General features: G+C 58.8%; 20 protein-coding genes and 2 pseudogenes. 13 read left to right on the top strand and 9 right to left on the bottom strand.

Going from position 1 to position 19,489, the window contains the following annotated elements; genetic code table 11:
* Nucleotides 1-54: 54 nt before the first annotated feature.
* The 4 genes from HGP12_RS27930 to HGP12_RS27915 form a co-directional block, all read right to left on the bottom strand.
* Nucleotides 55-1,059 (bottom strand): LacI family DNA-binding transcriptional regulator, encoded by a 1,005-nt coding sequence (locus tag HGP12_RS27930; protein ID WP_168879902.1) that lies wholly within the window; start codon nucleotides 1,057-1,059, stop codon nucleotides 55-57.
* A gap of 127 nt (nucleotides 1,060-1,186) precedes the next feature.
* Nucleotides 1,187-1,381: a hypothetical protein gene (locus HGP12_RS27925; RefSeq protein ID WP_168879901.1), complete on the bottom strand. Its 195-nt coding sequence runs from the start codon at nucleotides 1,379-1,381 to the stop codon at nucleotides 1,187-1,189.
* 61 nt (nucleotides 1,382-1,442) lie between these two features.
* On the bottom strand, nucleotides 1,443-1,679 hold the full coding sequence (rpsU, locus tag HGP12_RS27920; RefSeq protein WP_168879977.1) for a 30S ribosomal protein S21: 237 nt from the start codon (nucleotides 1,677-1,679) through the stop codon (nucleotides 1,443-1,445).
* Nucleotides 1,680-1,707: 28 nt separating this feature from the next.
* The gene (locus HGP12_RS27915; protein WP_168879900.1) at nucleotides 1,708-1,860 is read right to left on the bottom strand and encodes a hypothetical protein; all 153 of its coding nucleotides are present in this window, start codon (nucleotides 1,858-1,860) and stop codon (nucleotides 1,708-1,710) included.
* Between the two features lie 427 nt (nucleotides 1,861-2,287).
* On the opposite strand from HGP12_RS27915, the gene HGP12_RS27910 reads away from it, so the two are divergent.
* Nucleotides 2,288-3,190 carry an alanine--tRNA ligase-related protein gene (locus HGP12_RS27910; protein ID WP_168879976.1) on the top strand — a complete coding sequence of 301 codons (903 nt, stop codon included), beginning with the start codon at nucleotides 2,288-2,290 and terminating at the stop codon, nucleotides 3,188-3,190.
* A gap of 237 nt (nucleotides 3,191-3,427) precedes the next feature.
* Nucleotides 3,428-4,585: an MFS transporter gene (locus tag HGP12_RS27905; RefSeq protein WP_168879899.1), complete on the top strand. Its 1,158-nt coding sequence runs from the start codon at nucleotides 3,428-3,430 to the stop codon at nucleotides 4,583-4,585.
* 157 nt (nucleotides 4,586-4,742) lie between these two features.
* On the opposite strand, the gene HGP12_RS27900 is transcribed toward HGP12_RS27905, so the two are convergent.
* The 3 genes from HGP12_RS27900 to HGP12_RS27890 all read right to left on the bottom strand — a co-directional run bounded on the left by HGP12_RS27900 (nucleotide 4,743) and on the right by HGP12_RS27890 (nucleotide 7,975).
* Entirely contained in the window at nucleotides 4,743-6,026 is a 1,284-nt protein-coding gene (locus tag HGP12_RS27900; RefSeq protein WP_168879898.1) for an epoxide hydrolase family protein, read from the bottom strand.
* Nucleotides 6,027-6,451: 425 nt separating this feature from the next.
* The gene (locus tag HGP12_RS27895; RefSeq protein WP_168840498.1) at nucleotides 6,452-6,961 is read right to left on the bottom strand and encodes a cytochrome P460 family protein; all 510 of its coding nucleotides are present in this window, start codon (nucleotides 6,959-6,961) and stop codon (nucleotides 6,452-6,454) included.
* Nucleotides 6,962-7,102: 141 nt separating this feature from the next.
* Nucleotides 7,103-7,975 (bottom strand): helix-turn-helix domain-containing protein, encoded by an 873-nt coding sequence (locus HGP12_RS27890; RefSeq protein WP_168879897.1) that lies wholly within the window; start codon nucleotides 7,973-7,975, stop codon nucleotides 7,103-7,105.
* Nucleotides 7,976-8,086: 111 nt separating this feature from the next.
* On the opposite strand from HGP12_RS27890, the gene HGP12_RS27885 reads away from it, so the two are divergent.
* The 11 genes and pseudogenes from HGP12_RS27885 to HGP12_RS27835 form a co-directional block, all read left to right on the top strand.
* The gene (locus HGP12_RS27885) at nucleotides 8,087-9,403 is read left to right on the top strand and encodes an alpha-glucosidase/alpha-galactosidase (RefSeq protein WP_168840500.1); all 1,317 of its coding nucleotides are present in this window, start codon (nucleotides 8,087-8,089) and stop codon (nucleotides 9,401-9,403) included.
* Nucleotides 9,404-9,570: 167 nt separating this feature from the next.
* Entirely contained in the window at nucleotides 9,571-10,365 is a 795-nt protein-coding gene (locus HGP12_RS27880) for a DeoR/GlpR family DNA-binding transcription regulator (protein WP_168840501.1), read from the top strand.
* Nucleotides 10,362-11,360, top strand: a complete 999-nt coding sequence (locus HGP12_RS27875) for an N-acetylglucosamine kinase (RefSeq protein WP_168879896.1) — start codon at nucleotides 10,362-10,364, stop codon at nucleotides 11,358-11,360. The genes HGP12_RS27880 and HGP12_RS27875 overlap by 4 nt, the downstream gene beginning before the upstream one ends.
* On the top strand, nucleotides 11,353-12,609 hold the full coding sequence (locus HGP12_RS27870) for an ABC transporter substrate-binding protein (protein ID WP_168879895.1): 1,257 nt from the start codon (nucleotides 11,353-11,355) through the stop codon (nucleotides 12,607-12,609). The genes HGP12_RS27875 and HGP12_RS27870 overlap by 8 nt, the downstream gene beginning before the upstream one ends.
* Entirely contained in the window at nucleotides 12,606-13,523 is a 918-nt protein-coding gene (locus HGP12_RS27865) for a carbohydrate ABC transporter permease (RefSeq protein WP_168879894.1), read from the top strand. The genes HGP12_RS27870 and HGP12_RS27865 overlap by 4 nt, the downstream gene beginning before the upstream one ends.
* A complete protein-coding gene (locus HGP12_RS27860; protein ID WP_168879893.1) occupies nucleotides 13,523-14,380 on the top strand; it encodes a carbohydrate ABC transporter permease in 858 nt (285 codons plus the stop codon). Before HGP12_RS27865 ends, HGP12_RS27860 begins: the two co-directional genes overlap by 1 nt.
* A 12-nt stretch (nucleotides 14,381-14,392) precedes the next feature.
* Nucleotides 14,393-15,346, top strand: a complete 954-nt coding sequence (locus HGP12_RS27855) for an SIS domain-containing protein (RefSeq protein WP_168879892.1) — start codon at nucleotides 14,393-14,395, stop codon at nucleotides 15,344-15,346.
* Entirely contained in the window at nucleotides 15,343-16,641 is a 1,299-nt protein-coding gene (locus tag HGP12_RS27850) for a D-tagatose-bisphosphate aldolase, class II, non-catalytic subunit (RefSeq protein WP_168879891.1), read from the top strand. Before HGP12_RS27855 ends, HGP12_RS27850 begins: the two co-directional genes overlap by 4 nt.
* Before the next feature lie 73 nt (nucleotides 16,642-16,714).
* Nucleotides 16,715-17,779, top strand: a complete 1,065-nt coding sequence (locus HGP12_RS27845) for an ABC transporter ATP-binding protein (RefSeq protein ID WP_168879890.1) — start codon at nucleotides 16,715-16,717, stop codon at nucleotides 17,777-17,779.
* Nucleotides 17,780-17,886: 107 nt separating this feature from the next.
* The gene (locus HGP12_RS27840; protein ID WP_168840509.1) at nucleotides 17,887-18,210 is read left to right on the top strand and encodes an ArsR/SmtB family transcription factor; all 324 of its coding nucleotides are present in this window, start codon (nucleotides 17,887-17,889) and stop codon (nucleotides 18,208-18,210) included.
* A pseudogene (locus HGP12_RS27835) lies at nucleotides 18,207-18,401 on the top strand (SRPBCC domain-containing protein); the annotation flags it as partial. The gene HGP12_RS27840 and the pseudogene HGP12_RS27835, both read left to right, overlap by 4 nt.
* A gap of 206 nt (nucleotides 18,402-18,607) precedes the next feature.
* On the opposite strand, the gene HGP12_RS27830 reads toward HGP12_RS27835, so the two are convergent.
* Together HGP12_RS27830 and HGP12_RS27825 are read right to left on the bottom strand one after the other, a co-directional pair.
* On the bottom strand, nucleotides 18,608-18,997 hold the full coding sequence (locus HGP12_RS27830) for a VOC family protein (RefSeq protein ID WP_168879888.1): 390 nt from the start codon (nucleotides 18,995-18,997) through the stop codon (nucleotides 18,608-18,610).
* A 349-nt stretch (nucleotides 18,998-19,346) separates the two neighbouring features.
* Nucleotides 19,347-19,489: pseudogene (locus HGP12_RS27825) on the bottom strand (IS5/IS1182 family transposase); the annotation flags it as partial.

The raw sequence follows: 19,489 nt of genomic DNA, 5'->3' as shown, positions 1-19,489 counted from the left end.
TTCCTCCCTTTTTTAAGCCGTCACCACACTCCTCCCGGGCGACGACGCCTCAATTCATGCGGTATCGAAAGCGTGCAGATTGCAGGGGATCACCTCCGAACGCACAGGCCCGGCATAAGCTCCCGAAATCCTCTCCAGCAGCCTCTCGGTTGCGCGATGGGCAAGCAGCGACGGCGTGTTGCCGACCCTTGTAATCCGTGGCCTGATATATTCGAGCTGCGGCTGATCGCCGAAGACGGCAACGCCGATATCCTTCGGCACGTTGATGCCGCGATCGAAGAAGGCGGCAAGCGCTCCGGCCGCCATCAGGTAGTTTCCGAAGAAGATCACCGACGGCAGATCGTCGCGGTACGTCGCCAGAAGCCAATCGACCGCCTCTTCCCCTGACGGACCGAGATAGCTCCCCTCGCGCCGCAGCTCGGCAATCGGCTCGGCGCCGTGGTCGCGCAGGCCTTGTTCGAAACCGGCAGCGCGTGCCATGGCTTCGGCAAAGAAGGATGGGCCGGTCAGATGCGCGATCCGGCGGTGGCCCTTCTTGGCCAGATAGGCTCCCATCTGGTAGCCGCCACCGAAATCGTCGATCTTGACGCTATCGACCGCCTGGTTCGGCAAATCGCCGATGAAGATGGTCGGCAGATCGATTTCGAGCAAAGTGTCGTGCATCCCGTGCAGTGCGAAATCGCCGACGATGAGGCCGTCGATCCGCCGGCTGCGGATCTGGCGGAGATAGTGCTTGCCGTGCTCCTCGGAATGCCCGCCGGGCACATCCGTGTTGAAGATCAAAAGGTCGATCCCCATCGCCTCCAGATCGGACTGAGCCGCTTGAACCATTTCCGGATAGAAAGGGTTGCGGATATCCGGGATCAGCATCGCGACGAGATTGGTGCGGCCAGTCCTGAGACTCTGTGCCAGCGGGTTCGGCACATAACCCAATTCCGCGATCGCCTCCTGGACACGCTTGCGCAAATCCATCGACACGCGATCGGCATGGTTCAACACATGCGATACGGTGGTCGGCGAAACTCCGGCGCGCTTGGCAACTTTGGCTATTGTCGTCATGCAGGCAGGCTATGACATCGTAAATCGATTTGCAAATGGTTTTGCAAATCGATTTACATGTTTTCGAAAGCGAAGCGTCTGCCGCTCTCGAACGGAAAGCCGCCGCGCCCCTTTTTTCGGAATGACTTCAGTGAACGCTAGGCATCTTCACGACTGCGGCGAAATCTTCCGCCACCAGTTCGCTGATCGCGATCAAAACCTCCTCGGCCGTAAAACCGGCCGCGATCGTGTCGCGAATTAAATCCTGCAGATCCGGCTCGATGACGTCACGGCAATCTTCGAGCCGCTCCTCAGAGACCGTGATATTGTTCAATTCTTCCATCTACCGCCCTTTTCAAAAGGTGTTCGGTGGCCGGCTCAATATACCGGCCGCCAGTCAGTGACTATCGAGCCGAAGCCCGTCGCTTTGCAGCCGGCAAAAGCCCCTCGCGTTGCAGCTTCTTACGCGCTGCCTTGCGTTGTCGGGCGACCGCCTGCGCTTTCTCGCGAACCCGGCGCTCGGAAGGCTTTTCGTAGGCACGACGCTCCCTCAGCTCCCGGAAGAGCCCTTCCCGCTGCATCTTCCTCTTCAAGGCGCGCATTGCCTGTTCGACATTGTTGTCTCTGACGATGACCTGCATCTTCTTCTCCTTGTTGTCGTTGTTGAATTCAGCCGAGTTGATCGGCAATGAGGGCCTGAAGCTCCTGCCGCGTGAGAAGGCAGGGATATGGCTTCCAGTTTTTAACCGGCCGGTTGACGGCTTCGCCGCGCTCGCACGGCTTTACCGCCGCCAACGCGGCGGCAGTGTTCTGCTTGTTCAATCGAAATCCTTGGCCGCCCGAGGCGGCGGAATGGCTCGGCAGCGCTTGCGCGCAAAATGATCGACGCTTTGAAACGTCTGCCGCAGCCGCGTGTGAAATTTGGGTGATGGCCAAAAGGTAGGAAGCAAGCGGTCGTATTACAAGGCAAGACACAATGCAGCTGGAAAGCGCAGGTGAGAGACCGCATTTGCGGCAGCAAGTCTACAATGCTTGCGCGGTCTCACCTGCGGTGAACTACCGTTTGTTCAGTTGTACCGTAGCGACCCCGCTGCAAGCTTCGACTGTACACCCCGCGTACCACGCGCCAGCCATTCTCCCGGGTTTTCCTGTCCGATCAGCATTGGCGCGACGGCCAAAGATCACGATTTCAAGCTCGACTCGGACAGGACCCGGCATATATGGATTGCCGTCAACGTCATATGACACTATCTTGCAGCCAGGCACATTTACTACAAAGGAGGTTGCCTATGTCATCGCGGGACGCCTGATCCAGCAATACCAAAACTTCTGCCTTTCCAAAGGCATCGACTTCACACGCATAGAATCCGTACGGCCGCACGATAATACCACGCTCTTCTGCAGCGCCGGGATGCAGCAGTACAAACAACTCTTCTCCGATCCATCCCACATTGGAACCGTTGCCAACGTCCAGGCCTGCCTGCGAATGGGCGATCTCGACGAGATTGGAGACGGAACGCATTTCCTTCACTTCACGATGCTCGGTCTTTTCTCGTTTCGGGAATTGACGATCGGCGACGCCATCGATTTCTGGATCGAGTTTCTCGGGACACTCGGTCTGGTGCCGGACCATGTCACGATCCATCCAGATCGCTTGGAGGAATGGTCACCGCTTTATCGACACAGCGTCTCTATCGTACCGGATGCCGAGTGCATCTGGAGCGACGGCAGCATCAGCGGCTACTGCACCGAATTCTACAAGGATGGCATTGAGATCGGGAATATCGTCAATCCGCTCGGGACCTGCATCGACGTCGGTTTCGGTGCCGAACGTCTCGACATGATCTTGAATGGCACACCGCCAGCCGACGCTCTTGGCACGCTAAGCGACACTGTCATGAAGATCGTCGAGAGCGGCTACCGGCCGGGAAACAAGGAGCAAGGATATGTATTGCGAAAACTTCTTCGCCGTATCCATGTGCTCGGCGGAACGCTGGACCATCCTTATTTCGAGCAGGAAGTCGAGCGTCAGGAGCGATTACACTCCAAATATCTGCGTCTTCGCGACAAATATGGCGAGATGAATCTGGAATGGTGGTTCGACACGCACGGGATCGACCTTTCCGACATGCCGGCGAGGAGGACAAGCTAGTCTGACCGGTTATGGGAGCAGCGAATGAAATCGCGTGGGCGGTTTCATCGCCGCTCCAGCGCTTCTGGCAGCACACCCCCACTGACCAGATGCATGCGTCGCCGCCATCAGTGGAAGCGGCCCGCGAAAAGCCGGCAGCTCGCCGATTCATTTCAGCGCGCTTGTATTGCCAGCAGTGGTTGCTTTGCGATAGACCCGTTCTATCTCACCTGTGTTCAGATTCTCCGGAGCATTAAAATGCGTCTTGAACCGCAGCAGCGAATTTATGTCTGCTTTTTCCTCTTTGCGGTATCGATAGGCGCGTTGCTGTCGCGCCTTCCCGACCTTCAGGACGCATTGCAGATCAACAAATCCGAGCTCGGCTTGACGCTGATCGGCGCGGCCATCGGCGCATTGATATCGCTGACGTTTGCATCACCGATCGTTGCGCGCCTTGGCGCGCGCAAAACCGCGTTCGTTACCGTGCTCGGAACATCGGCGCTGCTAGCGCTCGTGCCGTGGATGGGTGCCGCGCCCCTGGTCTTTGCCGTGCTGTTTTGCGAAGGCCTGCTGGCGGGCGCTCTCGAAATCAATCTCAACGTCGAAATCGATCGCATCGAGGCACAGCTCGGCCGGGGTGTGATGAACCGGGCGCATGGCTTCTGGAGCCTCGGCTTCTTCGTCACCGCTCTCGTATCCTCGGCGGTCCGGCAGGCAGGTCTTTCGATGCAGCTGCATCTCGCCCTGACATTCGCCGTTGTCCTTGTCGTCGGTACCATCACGATCGCCGGCATGCGAAACGCCCCGGCGCGCGCGACGCATGACCATACGGATGCAAGCCATATAGCGCTGCCGACGCTTGGCCTGCTGCCTCTGTGCGTCATCGGGATCGCGGCATTCCTCGTCGAAGGCGCCGGCATCGACTGGTCGGCAATCTACATGCGCGACGTCTTTCATGCCGAGCCATTCATCGGAGGTCTCGGCCTGACGTTGTTCACCTTCTTCATGGCACTGGCGAGATTGTACGCGGACCCGTTTGTCGATCGCTACGGCTCCAGGGCAGTTGCGCTCTTCCTGCTGGTTTTGTCGACCGCCGGGCTTTGCGCCGTCTGGCTCGCACCGTATCCCAATGTGGCTCTCGTCGGATTTGCCTTCATGGGCGCCGGCTGCAGCGCGGTCTATCCCCTGGCGGTTTCAGCCGCCGCGCAGCGCACCGATCGTCCAGCGCATGTCAATGTTGCCGCTCTCGGGCAAATGTCTTTCGTCGTCTTCTTCCTGGCTCCGCCGCTGCTTGGATTCGTGGCCGAACATGCCGGCATTCGCACGGCCTATCTCGTGTGCATCCCCGTCATCCTTGCGGCCTTGATGGGCATCGGGTCGCTCTCGTCCCGCCGCAGCGCCTTCGCGACCTCTTAAAACTGGCAGATCAAGACAGGCATCGACTTCACAAGTTCGACCTGCAAAGCCGGCTGTCCGTCGAGGGGATACGCCATACAGTTTCCCCGCGCCCGCAGGCGAGCTTGGAGTATCGCTCACCTGCGAGGCTTTCGCCAGCCAATAGGCCGGGACTCGCTTAACGCAGCGAGCGGAATGCCGCCCTGACTTCGTTGGTGAAAATCGCCGGCTGCTCCCAGGCGGCAAAATGCCCGCCGTTGTCGGCCTCGTTGAAATAGATCAGGTTGCCGTAGCACCGCTCGGTCCAGGTCTTCGGAGCTTGGTAGATTTCGCCGGGAAAGACACTCACGGCAACCGGCAGCTTTGGAATGTGAATGGCGTTAAAGTTATTGGTGTGATCTTCCCAATAGATCTGGGCCGCGGACGTTCCGGTTTCCGTGAACCAGTAGAGAGAAATGTCATCCAGCATCTCGCCGCGGCTCAACACTTTTTCCGGCTGCTTGTTACTGTAAGTCCAAGTGACAAACTTGTCGTAGATCCAAGCGGCCAGACCGACCGGCGAGTCGACGAGCGAATAGCCGATGGTCTGCGGGCGGGTGACCATCATATTGGCGTAGCCAGAGCTGTCGCGATAGAATTCCGCCAGCTTGTCGAAACAGGCGCGCTCCGTGTCCGTCAGATCAGCCGGTGCGGGATCGCCGGCTGCAAGGATGTGGGCAATCTCCTTGGGGACGATGCCGGGCATGTTGAGATGGATGCCGAGCAATCCCGGCACATTCTGGAGCGCCATGCGCTGCGAGATGACCGAGCCGCAATCACCGCCTTGCGAGACGAAGCGCTCATAGCCAAGGCGATGCATCAGCGTGCCCCATGCCCGGCCGATATGGTCCGAACCCCAGCCCGTTGTCGTCGGCTTGCCCGAGAAGCCAAAGCCTGGGATTGACGGCACGACCAGATGAAACGCGTCTTCGGCCTTGCCGCCGTGGGCCGTCGGGTTTGTCAAAGGATCGATCACCTTGAGCATTTCCAGGATCGAGCCCGGCCAGCCATGGGTCATGATCAGCGGCATTGCGTTTTCGTGCGGGGAGCGCACGTGAATGAAGTGAATATCCAGCCCGTCGATTTCGGTGATGAACATTGGAAGGGAATTAAGCTTCTGCTCCACCTTTCGCCAATCATAGCCGTCGGCCCAATATCCAACGAGATCGCGCAGACGCTCGAGCTGCACACCCTGGGAATCATCGGCGACATTTTCCTTGAGCGGCCAGCGTGCCGTCGCAAGCCTCTGCTTCAAATCGCTGATCGCACTGTCGGGGATATGAATCTTGAACGGCTTGACGCCGTCGGGCAAGGCTTGCGAGCCGGCAAAGGACATCGCAGGCTTGAGCAGCGCCGCTGCGCCGGCGACAGCAGCCGCCGTGACGAAGGCGCGTCGATTCAATGAGAAGGATGAAGGCGACATCAGGAGCTCCATATATTTGGGAAGTTTGTCGAATGCCGCGACGTTCTGCCTTCCACGTGTATCTCCGTTGTGTCTTCAACCGCATCGAATTGTATCCCTCCGTGTCAAGACCGAGGAAGGCTACAATGGATTACAGAAGCCGCCTTTCAGGTTCCATCGGCAAAGATGAAATACACACAACGCACCTCCAGCCAGATAGGTCGGCGCGAGGCGGTACGCTGGAAAACCGCAGCCTGGAAAAGCGCGCTGCGCTGTACATGGCTCGATAGCTGCGCGCTATGAGCAACGGGTCGATACCAATGAGCTGCCCGGTCCTGAAAGATAGGGGCCGCTATCCCGGCGGGAGGAGGAGACCGTGGATAGCCGGCCAGCCTGATGTAAAGAGATCGGGCCGGCAATTTCCAACTGCGCAACGTTGCAGCACCTTATGGTGCATAGCGCGTGAAGACGTAGTCATGGTCCTTCACGTTGCCGACATGGCAGCTGAGACAGGTCTCATGCTGTGCGATATCGACCGGCTTGCCATCGATGAAGCGTCCGAAGCCCCAGCCGTGGCTATCGGGATATTTCTTCGAATCCTTCACCATGACCTGCACGGTCGTCGGCGCTCCCGGCACCGTTGCCGGCGCAAACTCCGTCGATTGCTTGCGCTTGTAGGCCAGCTTGACAAGGATCGAACCATCGGGAAAAGGCAGGGTACCCTTCTTGTAGGCGTCGACGGCGATATCGTTGCCGAGCACCGCGCGAAGCTCGTCGAGCGGCGGGGCTTCCTGCGCCGGCGCAATGAATTTCCAGTCTCTATAACCTTCCGGGATGGTTACGCCATAGATCGGCGAGGCGTTTTCGGACGGCGTTGCGGGACCTGCCGACTGCGAAGCGGCAACGCCGACAGCGAGGCTTGAGACAAGAAATGCGCCAAGGAATTCGAGTTTCATTTTGGACTCCTGCCCGACCGATGATCTGATAGGAAGATCGCGCAGAATTGTATCTGCCAGATTTCAGTTGGCGGCCCGATTGTATCGAACTGTAGTTTCAATAACTGGCGGCAAGCCGTTCCCCGGCTGGCGAACCGAACATCAGTCCGTTTTCCCATCGCGCCCGAGAGACGAACGGAACACCCTTGGCGTCGTTCCCGTTCGTCGCTTGAAGATGTCGTAAAACCGGCTGCTGGAACCGAAACCGCAGTCATAGGCAATCTGGAGGATCGATGTCTCCGTCTCAGCAAGCTGCTGCATCGCCCGCGCCAGACGATAGCGTGTGAGATATTCGTTGACGGAAATGCCAAGGACGTTGCGGAAGATCGTGTTGGCCGTGGCCGGATGCATACCGGCAAGCCTCGCCAGCATCGGCAGGCTGACCGGCTCGGAATATCGAGCGTGAATAAGATCGGTCAACGTTTCGGCCCGACGTATGGCGGCACTGGCGCCTAATGCCGAGGATTGGCGGGTGGCAGAATGATCGCCGATGGGAGCATCGAGGACGAAGCGCCGTATCCTGAGCTTGACCTCATCCACGATTAGCTGTCGCTTGGCCGCATCGCCGAATTGCCAGTCCTCCGCCCACTGAGGCAAAAGAATTGCATCGGCGGCATAGGCGCGCGCATCCGCGAAAAACCGTCCTTGCATGATCGCCTGGCGGACGCCGCGATCGATCGGCAAACCGAGGAAATCGACGAGCGGAAGATAGAGGCAGACGAGCGGCGCATTCGGCGCAACTGCGATCGTTCTATGGGGAATGGCTGCCCAGAAGAGCACCAGCCGCCCCGCCTCGACTTGTTCCTGCCTTCCATTGAAGAGGTAGGTCATCTGGCCCTCGAGCAGATAGTTCAGCTCGATATGATCGTGCCAATGCGCCGCGTTCATAGCGTCAGCAATATGGCGCTCGATCATAAAGTCGCCCTGGGATATGACAAGAGCGCCCCGCGCGGCGGATATGCGAAGTTTTGGCATGGTCGCTCGCTCTTACGCGCGAATCTGGGAATAATCTCTTCATTAGCAGGAGGAAATCCCGATTTGAAAGGCGCACTTGGCTCGACAAACATCTTTTGTGGAGGCTTTCCCATGCCAAAGATCTGCCTGATCGGTGCCGGTAGCACCGTCTTTGCCCAGAACATCCTGGGCGACGTCCTTTCCAGCCAAAGCGGTGGCGACTATGCCATCAGTCTCTTCGACATCGATCCCCAGCGTCTGAAAACATCCGAAATCGTAGCGCGGCGCATCTGTGAGGCGCTCCGGCTCGACAAGGTGCGCGTCGAGGCCACGCTCAATCGCCGGCAGGCATTGCAGGGCTCGGATTTCGTCATCCTGATGATGCAGGTCGGCGGTTACAAGCCGGCGACCGTGACCGATTTCGAAATCCCGAAACGACACGGACTGCGGCAGACCATTGCCGATACACTCGGAATTGGCGGCATCTTCCGCGGGCTTCGTACCATCCCCGTCCTACAAGCGATTTGCCGCGACATGGAAGAAGTGTGCCCCAACGCCATGCTGATGCAATACGTCAACCCGATGGCGATCAATTGCTGGGCGATCAAGAAGATCGCCCCAAGCATTCGGACCGTGGGGCTGTGCCATAGCGTGCAGCATACAGCCGCCCATCTTGCCCATTGTCTTGGCGAGGATGTCGCAAACGTCAATTATCTCTCGGCCGGCATCAACCATGTCGCCTTTTTTCTCAAATATGAAAAGCTGCATGCCGATGGTAGCCGTGAGGATCTCTATCCGCGCCTGCACGCCCTCGCGGAGGAAGGGCACATCCCGGCCGACGATCGGGTCCGTTTCGATGTTCTCAAGCGGCTCGGCCACTTCGTGACCGAATCGAGCGAGCATTTTTCGGAATATACATCCTGGTACATCAAGGAAGGTCGCAACGATTTGATCGAGCGGCTCAACATTCCGCTCGATGAATATATCCGCCGGTGCGAGGCCCAGATTGCCGAGTGGCACGAATTGCGACGCGATCTCGAAGGCGAAAAGCCGATCGACATCTGCCGTAGCAATGAATATGCGGCTGGCATCATTCATGCCGCGGTAACGGGCCAACCCGCGCTGATCTACGGAAATGTCCCGAACGATGGTTTGATCCAGAATCTGCCGGATGAGTGCATCGTGGAAGTGCCGTGCCATGTCGATCACAATGGCTTTCAACCGATCCGCATCGGACGCATACCCTCCCAGCTCGCAGCCGTGATGAACTTGAGCGTTTCCGTGCAGGGACTGACAGTCGAGGCGGCGCTGACGAAGAAACGGGATCGCATCTACCAGGCAGCTCTGCTCGATCCGCACACGTCGGCGGAGCTGTCACCGGACCAGATTTGGAAGCTCGTGGATGACATGATCGAGCAGCATGGCAATCTTTTGCCCGCCTATCACTAGTCTCTAATATTTCGCCGAGCACTCCCCAGAGCGCGGCCTTCTGCGAGAGGAAGCCTCCTACCCGTCCAAATTAAAGTAGATCACAAAACGTCAAAAACATGATTGACATTGATCGTATTGGATGGAAATCTGAGCGAAATAGAATTTCCTATGAAAGGGAGCAGTCGTTGAGCCAAGCGGGAGCAATGAAAGTCGATCGGCTGGACGCCATTCGCAGTCATTTGTATGCGAACGGATTTTCGACGATTCAGGCGCTCGCCGATGCCATCGGCGCTTCGCTGGCAACGGTGCGCAGAGACCTGCAAGTTCTTGAAAGAGAAGGCGCCATCGACCGCGTACATGGCGGCGCTCGCATCGCCGAGGGATCATCGGTGGAACTTGCCTTTCAGGAGCGAGCCAAACGGCACTTGTCCGCCAAGCGTGCGATAGCGACTGCCGCCTATAATCTGCTGACGCCGCGCGCGGCGATCTTTCTCGATGCAGGCACCACCGTTCTCCAGCTTGCGCGCCTTATCCGTCTCAACCCAATGCCGCTTCGCATCTTCACCAACGGCCTGACCGTCGCGCAGGAGTTTCTCAACATCCCCAATTTGGACGTCGTCTTGCTTGGCGGGCATCTGCGCAGCGAGAATGCCTCGCTGGTCGGCCCGCAGGCCGAAGAGATGCTGGAATCCATCTGGTTCGACCAGCTCTTTCTCGGCGCAAGTGCCATCAGCCCCGACGGCGCGATCTACAGCGTCGACAGCGCGGAGGCGAGCCTCAACAAATGCATGCTTGCCCGCTCTGCCCATCGCTTTGTGCTCGCCGACTCCTCGAAATTCGGCACGATGACAACCTATAAGGTCGCCCCATTGAGCGCGGTGAAGGTGATTACCGATGCGGGACTTTCCACGCATTGGCGCGGTGAACTCGCCAATCTCGGCGTCGAGATGACGATTGCGGAGCTGGGAGCGCCGGAATGAGCGACGACCTGATCCTCGGCATCGACGGCGGCGGCAGCAAGGTGCTGGTCGCACTTGCAGACAGGGCCGGCAACGTGCTGCGGATGTCGCGCGGCAGCGGCGTCAATCCAATGGACAATCCGAACTGGCGGCGCGAACTGGATCGCTCCTTACGTCCCTTCATGCAGGAACAGCAACTGGCCGCCGTCGCCGCCGCCTTGCCCGCCTATGGTGAGGTGGTCCGGCTGTCGGAACAGCAGCGCGAGGCGATCGAAAAGAGTTTCCCCAAGACACGGCAGCATATTCTCAACGATGTCGACGCAGCTCATCTCGGCGCCTTTGCCGGCCGGCCCGGCATTTTGATCCTGTCCGGCACCGGTTCGATGGCCTGGGCGCGTAATGGCGCCGGCGTATCCGCGCGCGTCGGCGGCTGGGGCGATGTCATCGGTGATGAGGGCAGCAGCTATTGGATCGGACGGGCGGCGCTTAGCCTCGTCAGCCAGAGCCTCGACGGACGCGCGGCCCCAACCGCGCTGGCAAAGGCAATGTTCGAATTCCTGAATCTCGACAGTGTCGACCCGGTCAATGCACTCGGCGGATGGGCGAGCGAACTCGAAAACCCTCGTGCCAATATCGCCACCCTTTCCGTTCTCGTCGATCGCGTCGCGCGCGCCGGCGATGGCGCGGCAAAGCAGCTGATCGAACAGGCCGCATCCGAGCTTGCAAAGCATGTCGAAGCCATATCGCCGCATTGCAATCCAGCCACAGACTGGACCTATGCGGGCGGAACATTTGCAAGCCGCTCTTTGCTTGCCGCACTCGAGCGGCGGATCGGCCGCGCCGCCGCAATACCGAAGCTTCCTCCCATCGGCGGCGCCCTCCTGGCAGCCGCCCGTCTTCTCGACTGGCCGGTGGATGACGGCTGGATCACGCAAATCGCCGCAACGGCAAAGACCGCAGTGGTGCATTCAAGTGAAGCAGACCTCAATAACAAGGAAAGAAGGGAACATGCGTAAAATCACTTTGCCATTCGTCGCCTTGGCGGCACTCATTGCCGTCGTTCCGGCTCTCGCTCAGAATGCGAAACCGCTTGCCGGCCAATCGATCACGGTGCTGATGCCCTCGCCGCAGGCAGCGAATATCGCCGGCGATTTCGAGGCCGAAACCGGTATCCACGTCAACATGCAGACCCTGTCATGGGACGATATCCGCCCGAAGCTGGTCACCTCGCTGATTGCTGGTGCCGCGCCTGCCGATGTCACCGAATTCGACTGGTCGTGGACCGGCCAGTTCAGCGCTGCAGACTGGTATCTGCCGCTCAATGACGTCATCGATGCGGATTCCGTCAAGGATATCGGCGTTTCCAGGATCTTCACGGTCAACGGCAATCTTCTCGGCGTGCCCTATACGAATGATTTCCGCGTCATGCTGATCAACAAGAAGCACTTCGCGGATGCAGGCATTGCTAAGATGCCAAAGACGCTCGATGAGCTGGTTGCCGCAGCAAAGCAGATCAAGGAGAAGAAGGTCGCGACCTATCCGATCGGCCTGCCGCTTTCGGCGACCGAAGGCGCGTCGACCAGCTGGTATCTGCTAACGAAAGCCTTCGGCGGCGAGCTGTTCGACCAGGATTTCAAGCCTCTCTTCGTCTCAAAGGATTCCGCCGGCTACAAGGCGCTCGCCTTTGAGCTAATGCTGCTGAAGGAAGGACTGGTCGATCCCGCCTCCACCGGCCTCAAGGACAGCCAGATCAATGAAAGCATGTTCGCTCAGGGCGTCACCAGTATCATGATTTCGGGCGAGCCCGGCAGGATCGGTCAGATGAACGATCCCAAGCAGTCGAAAGTGGCGGGCCAGATCGAGGCAATCCTGGTGCCAACCGCCAGCGGCGAAACCCGCAGTTTCGGCCTGCCAGAAGCGCTCGCCATTCCCCGCGTTTCGCAGAACAGGGAAGCCGCCATCGCCTTCGTCAAATGGTTTACAAGCAAGGAGTTCCAGAAGAAGAACGCGGCCAATGGCGCCTTACCGACCCGCACTTCGGCGTTGGCCGAGCTCAATGCTGCCGGCGAACTGCAGAGCGGCGACGCGCTGGTGGCCCAGTCGAAGACGGTCGAGCCGCTATTCCAACAGGGCACACCCCCCTGGTATCCGGAATTTTCGAGCGCGGTGAATACGGCGATCAATAGCGCCGCGAAAGGCCAGGTCACCGTCGATCAGGCCATGCAGAACATTGCAGAAGCGGCAAAACAGGCATCGGCGCAATGACAATCGCAATCTCTGCCGGTGGCAGGAGCAAGCGTGGTGCCGGCGTCAAGGCCGACACCACGCTCGGAATCCTGCTTGTTTTACCGATCCTGATCACGATGGCAGCCCTGGTCTTCTTCCCGATCGGAAGGACCGTCTGGGACAGCCTGCACAGGATTAATCCAATGCAGGCCGGCACGCCCTTTGTCGGCCTCGAGAACTACAACCGCATGTTCTCCGACGCGCAGTTGGGCACGACCTGGGTCAATACGCTTCTTTACGTTGTGCTCGCAGTTATGGCCGAAACGGTCTTCGGCGTGCTTGCAGCCGCCCTCATCAATCAGGTTAAGGTCGGCCGGCAATGGCTGCTCGCGGCCGTCGTCCTGCCCTGGGCGCTGCCGGGGGTCGTCAATGCGGTGATATGGCTCTGGATCTATCAGCCCGGTGCCGGATTGCTGAACGGCATTCTGTCGGCTATGGGCCTGCCTTTTGAAAACCACGTCTGGTTCAACGATCGCACCAGCGCCATCATCGCCGTCACGGTGGTTCACGTCTGGCGCATGATGCCGCTGACCGTCGTCATCGTGCTGGCCGCCATGCAGAGTGTTCCGGCACATCTCTATGAGGCAGCGCGCATCGACGGCGCCACGCGCACGCAGATGTTTACCCTCGTCACGCTTCCGCTGGTGCGCAGCGCGATTGCCGTCGCCATGACCAATGCGACCGTCAACGCATTCAACCTCTTCGACGAGGCCTGGGTCCTGGCCGGCTCCAGCCTCGAGACGAGGCCCGTTCTCGTCCAGATCTATCTCGAGACGTTCCAGAACCTGCGTTTCTCCTACGGCATGGCGCTATCGCTCGTGATCACGCTGGTCTCGCTGCTGGTTTCGCTCGTCTATGTCCTGCGCGTCTATCGCAACACCCGGTTTGACTGATGAAACAGAGCCTTTCCTATCGTTTGTTTATCTGGGCCGGTGTAGCGCTTCTGCTGATCTGGTCGCTCGGACCGATCTATTGGACGCTCGCAAGCTCCATCACCCCGACCGAGGATTTCTCGGTTAGACCGATCCATTTTTTCCCACAGCATTTCACGCTGGATCATTTCTCGCGCCTGCTCGGCATTGATATCGCGAGAATCGGCGGGGTGCAGGTCTGGTCGCAGTTCCGTGCCGCGCTGATCAACAGCGTCGTGACCTCGGTTGCCGCAACGCTTTTTTGCGTCGCGATCTCCGCGCTGGGCGCCTACGCCTTCACGCGCATCCGGTTTCCCGGCAGGGGTTTTCTGTTTGCGGCTGTTGTCGCTACGCTTGCAATTCCGGGCTATGCGGTACTGATCCCGCTTTACCGGATCATGATCAGCCTGCATCTGGTCGACACCTATGTCGGCGTCGCACTGATCTACGTGTCGGCCTACCTACCGCTATCCCTATGGCTGCTGCGCAGCGTCTTCGAGGCCCTGCCGATCGCGCTTGAAGAGGCGGCACAGCTCGACGGCGCCGGCAGGCTCTACATCTTCTTCAACATCGTTTTGCCGCTTGCGGGTCCCGGCCTGACGGCGGCGGCAATCCTGACCTTTCTTGGCGCATGGGGACAGTATCTCGTCCCGCTCATCTTCTCGCCGCAGGCGACGAAACCTTTGACGGTGCTGATCCCCGAATTCGTCACCAAGAACTTCATCGACTATGGGCTGATCACGGCAAGCGGAGCAATTGCCATCATCATTCCCGCCCTGGTTGTCATCTTTCTCAATCGATACCTCGTCAGCGGTCTGCTGGCCGGATCGGTCAAGTGAATCGGAGCTAGCATGAATACGACGGAAAAGGTGATTTTCGAGCAATTCTCCTATTGGGAGAAGGCGATCGGATCAGTCTCCACCCCGCATGATGCCGAACTAACGGTTTTTCTCGGCTGCGGCACATCCTACAATCTTGCCCTGTCGCTTGCGGCACATGCCAATCGCGCCGGCTATCCTGCGATTGCGGTGCCGGGCGCTGAATGGCTGAACCGGCCGGCCGTCCTCTGGCCGCGCTGGCAGAAGGTCCATCTGGTAGCCCTTTCCCGCAGCGGTGAAACAACGGAAACCGTTGCCGCCGCCAGGGCAAGCCGCAAAGCCGGTGTGTTCGTCACCGCCATTACGGTCGAGCCCGAAAGCTCGCTTGCCAGGAATTGCGATCGGCTGATCGAAGCTCAGACCCATGACGACGAAGGGATCGTCATGACGGTTTCGGCAAGCTTGATGCTGCTATTGGGCATGCAGATGGTCGGCGTAAAAGTCCCGCCATCGATTGTCCAGTCTGCACGCCGGCTGGCCGATCAGCTCGATGCTGCTCTTCCGAAGATCATCGAAGGTCGCTCGCATTTCGTTTTCCTTGGCAGCGGATCGCTCTACGGCATTGCCCTGGAAGGTGCCTTGAAGCTGATGGAAATGAGCCAGATCATCACCCAGGGCTTCCATCCCCTGGAATACCGCCATGGACCGATCAGCCTCGTCGATAAAAACACCACAGTCGTCATGCTCTACAGCGCCGATCAGAAGGCGGCTGAAGCGCTGCTGGTCGAGGAACTGCGGGAAAAGGGAGCAACCGTCCTCGGCTTCGGCGGTCCCGGCGACCTGGAACTGGCCGTCGATTGCGATCCGGCACTTGCCGGTCTCTGTGTGCTACCGGCCCTGCAGGTTCTTGGCGAACGGGCAGCGCAGTCGAAGGGTGTCGATACGGTATCGCCCCGTCATCTGACCAAGGTCGTGATGCTCGGATGAACGCCTGCGTCGAACACAATCGCAGCGTTGCGCTGAAGAAGCTTCTCGGTAATCGCGTCAAGACGTTGCCGCGCGGACTCACGTCCGTCTGCTCGGCGCATCCGCTTGTCATCGAGGCGGCGCTCAGGCGTGCAGCCTGCGGCGACACGGTCGCGCTGATCGAGGCGACCTGCAATCAGGTCAATCAGGACGGCGGTTACACCGGGATGACGCCCCGCGACTTCCGCCGCTTCGTCGAGGACATCGCCGCCGCAGTCGGCTTTCCCATCGATCGCCTCATCATCGGAGGCGATCATCTCGGGCCGAACCCGTGGAAGAAGCTGTCGGCAGAGCAAGCAATGGTGAAGGCCGAGGCGATGATTGCGGCCTATGTCGAAGCGGGTTTCGAAAAGATCCATCTCGATACATCGATGGGCTGCGCAGGCGAGCCCGTGGCCTTGGCCGACGAGCTGACAGCGGAGCGTGCTGCGCGGCTTGCCCGCATAGCGGAACAGGCGGCTCTTCGTTTTGGTCGCCGCCCGCCCGTCTACATTATCGGAACCGAGATCCCGCCGCCCGGCGGCGCTACCCATGCCCTCGACGAGCTCGAGGTGACGCGACCAGAGGCTGCGATAAACACACTGGCAGTGCATCGTGCCGCCTTTGCGAAGGCCGGCGTCGAAGATGCTCTGGAGCGGGTGATCGCTATCGTCGTCCAGCCCGGCGTCGAGTTCGGCAATGCCAATGTCGTCCTCTACAGACCGGATCGCGTGCATGGTTTGGTTGCCGCTCTCGACCAAATGCCCGGCCTGCTTTTCGAAGCGCATTCCACCGACTACCAGCCTGGAGAGGCGCTTGCCGCCCTCGTGAAGGGTGGTTTCGCAATCCTCAAGGTCGGCCCGGGCCTGACCTTCGCCTTGCGAGAAGCGCTCTATGGACTCGACACCATTGCGTCGGTTCTCGCCGGAAGGGTTCCACCCGATGCGCTCTATGCGACGATGGAAGCCGTCATGCTTGAAAATCCGGCTCATTGGAACTCCCACTATGGTGGATCGGCCGGGGAACAACGCTTGCAGCGGCATTTCAGCTATAGCGACCGGATCCGCTACTACTGGCCGGACAGACGGGCCGTAGCAGCTGTCGAGACAATGCTTGCGCGCTTCGATGCCGATATTCCCGAAACGCTCATCAGCCAATATCTCGGCCGAGTTTATCCGGCGGTGGTCGCCAAAAAGGTTCCGCCTCGCGCGCGCGATCTCTGCATTGCTGCGATCGATGCAGCCCTGGCGCCCTATTGCGCCGCAACCACCGCATAGGCCGACTTGGCGCCTGCAAGGCCTGCGAGGTCGCGGCCGATCGAGCAACACGCTTTTCTATTTGGAGATCATTATGGCATCAGTAAGCGTGACGAACGTCCGCAAGAGCTACGGTCATTTCGAAGTTCTGCATGGGGTGAATATCGATATCGAAGACGGTGAGTTCGTCATTCTCGTCGGGCCTTCGGGCTGCGGAAAATCGACCCTTCTTCGCATGATCGCCGGGCTTGAGGAGATCAGCGGTGGCGATGTCGCCATCGGCGGCAAGGTGGTCAACGATGTCGAGCCTAAGAGCCGCGACATCGCCATGGTGTTTCAATCCTATGCCCTTTATCCGCATATGACTGTCGAGGCGAACATGGGCTTTTCGCTCCGGCTGGCGAAGGCGCCGAAGGAGGAGACCCAGCGGCGCGTGCGCGGCGCTGCGCAGATTTTGGGGCTTGAGAACCTCCTCGACCGCTATCCGCGCAACCTGTCCGGCGGCCAGCGCCAGCGCGTCGCCATGGGCCGTGCGATCGTGCGCCAGCCGCAAGTGTTTCTGTTCGATGAACCGCTATCGAACCTGGATGCTAAGCTGCGCGTCCAGATGCGCTCCGAAATCAAGCAGCTACACCAGCGCCTGCGCACGACGACCATCTACGTCACGCACGACCAGATCGAGGCCATGACGATGGCGGACCGGATCGTGGTCATGCGAGATGGTTATGTCGAGCAGATCGGCTCGCCTCTTGAGCTTTATGATCGGCCCGCGAACCTTTTTGTCGCCGGCTTCATCGGCTCTCCAGGGATGAATCTCATCCGTGGCAAGATCTGCAGTACCGGCGCGCTGGAATTCGTCGCCGATGGCGGCGGGCGCCTGCCGCTGCCGGAAGGGCTCGATCTCACGCAAGGGGCCGAGGTCTTCTATGGCATTCGGCCGGAGAACATCTCGATCAGTGAAGGCGGGATCGATGCTGAAGTCGTGGTCGTGGAGCCCACCGGAGCAGAGACGCTGATCGTCTCCCGCATAGGGCAGGACAATCTCGTGATGGCGTTGCGCGAGAGGGTAAGTGCGCGGGCTGGAGAGCGTCTCTCGCTGATGCCCGACCTTGGAAGGCTGCATCTTTTCGACGGAACGACGGGCCGTCGGCTTGAATGAGCTAACCTTTCTCGATCGAAGCTCGTCGCAAAGGTTGTGCGCCTACTTGACTTATTCATAACTCTTTGGCTATCAATTAAATCAATAGCCAAAGAGTTATGATTGCCATGGCAAAAGCTCACGATCCAATTTTCAGGGCTCTCGCCGATCCGACGCGGCGGGCGATCTTCGAGCGATTGTGCCACGATGGCGATCAGACAGTCGCCGCACTTACCGCTTATGCCGGCGTGTCTCAACCAGGTGTTTCAAAGCATCTCGCCGTTCTAAAACAGGCAGGGCTGGTGTGTGACCGGCACGAAGGACGCCAGACCCATTACAGCGTACAGCGAGACGCCCTTAAGCCGCTGGTTGATTGGGCAGGCCAAATGGCTGGCTTTTGGGAGGGCAAGCTCGACGATCTCGAAGACTTGCTCGGCAGGATGGACCAATGAAAGAAGTGTCGCCCGACTTGCGCGCTGTCGTCGTCGAGCGCGAAATCGCTCACCCGCCTGAGCGGATTTGGCGAGCCCTCACACAGCCGCATCTGATGGCGGAATGGCTGATGAAGAACGACTTCGTTTCCGCCTTGGGTCACAGGTTTACTCTTCGCACCGACTGGGGCGGTGTTTTGGATTGCGAGGTGCGCCGGAGAGGATGAAACTGAGAACTCTTATGTTATTGTTTCTGCGGTATAAATCTTGTTGTCATAGCCGACGACCGAAATGTAATAGGCCAAAATGCGTTCAACATCCACGCTGGCAGGAGTGATGAATCTCGCCGCAAGCAAAAAGCCGGAGTTCGGAATCTGACTTGCAATGAGGAAGTTCCCGAGCCGACCTACCGACAAAACTAGGAGGCGTGATAGGTGGTTATCTCAAGCTTGTGCCCGTCGGGATCTTGTAAGAATATCGAATAAGCGATCCCACTATCCTCAGGACCGGTCACGGCGAGGCCTTTCTGCAGAAGATATTGGTGAATATCTGAAAATTTATCGCCATCGACCGAAAAAGCTACATGCTGAATCAGCACGGTATTGTTGATGTCAGGCTGTGGGTCGGCTTCAGGTCGCAGAAACAGTCCGACCTTTAAGTTCCCACGACCTACCATCCAGGTAGTATTCCATTTGTGTAGGATATGAAGCCCCAGCACATCCTCATACCAGTCTGCTGAACGCTGCAAATCAGCGATATTTATCGCGTAGTGATCGAGCCCGTTTAAGTCTAGGGGAGTGGATGGCATTGTCACCTCCTAACGCCAGCAATTCCGCGACGCGCCACACCGTAGACAGTGGGTCGCCGGCGGGATGCTACGTCTAATGAACTGAACCCATTCCGATAAGAGGACGTTTCATTGCAAATTCTTGCCTCGCTTGCTTGTCTGATAGCTGGGTGTTTGCCGCAAAAAGTGTATTGTCAAAAGCTAGGAAAGTCGCTCGTTCACCGGGAGACCCAGCCCCTGCTTGAATCCAGTTTGACACGATCGCTACTTCTTCCTCGCTGAAAACACCCTGCATCGGTCCCCCGTTTTGCAAAATTCGGGTCAGAAAGAAACTGCGCTGGGGTTGGCCTGGGCTAGGAAGTGTGGACAGTTATCTGATCCATAGGACGATTGCTGCGATAGTGACGACTGCGAGGTAGTTTTCGGCGGTTTTTTCGAAGCGCGTAGCGACCCTGCGGAACTGCTTGAGTCTGGAGAAGCAGCACTCGATCAGGTGGCGCTGGGCGTAGAGAT

The organism is Rhizobium sp. P28RR-XV, assembly GCF_012641385.1.
GTDB lineage: Bacteria > Pseudomonadota > Alphaproteobacteria > Rhizobiales > Rhizobiaceae > Rhizobium.
The sequence above is the reverse complement of the archived record's forward strand: the minus strand, read 5'-3'. Positions and strand labels throughout refer to the sequence as shown.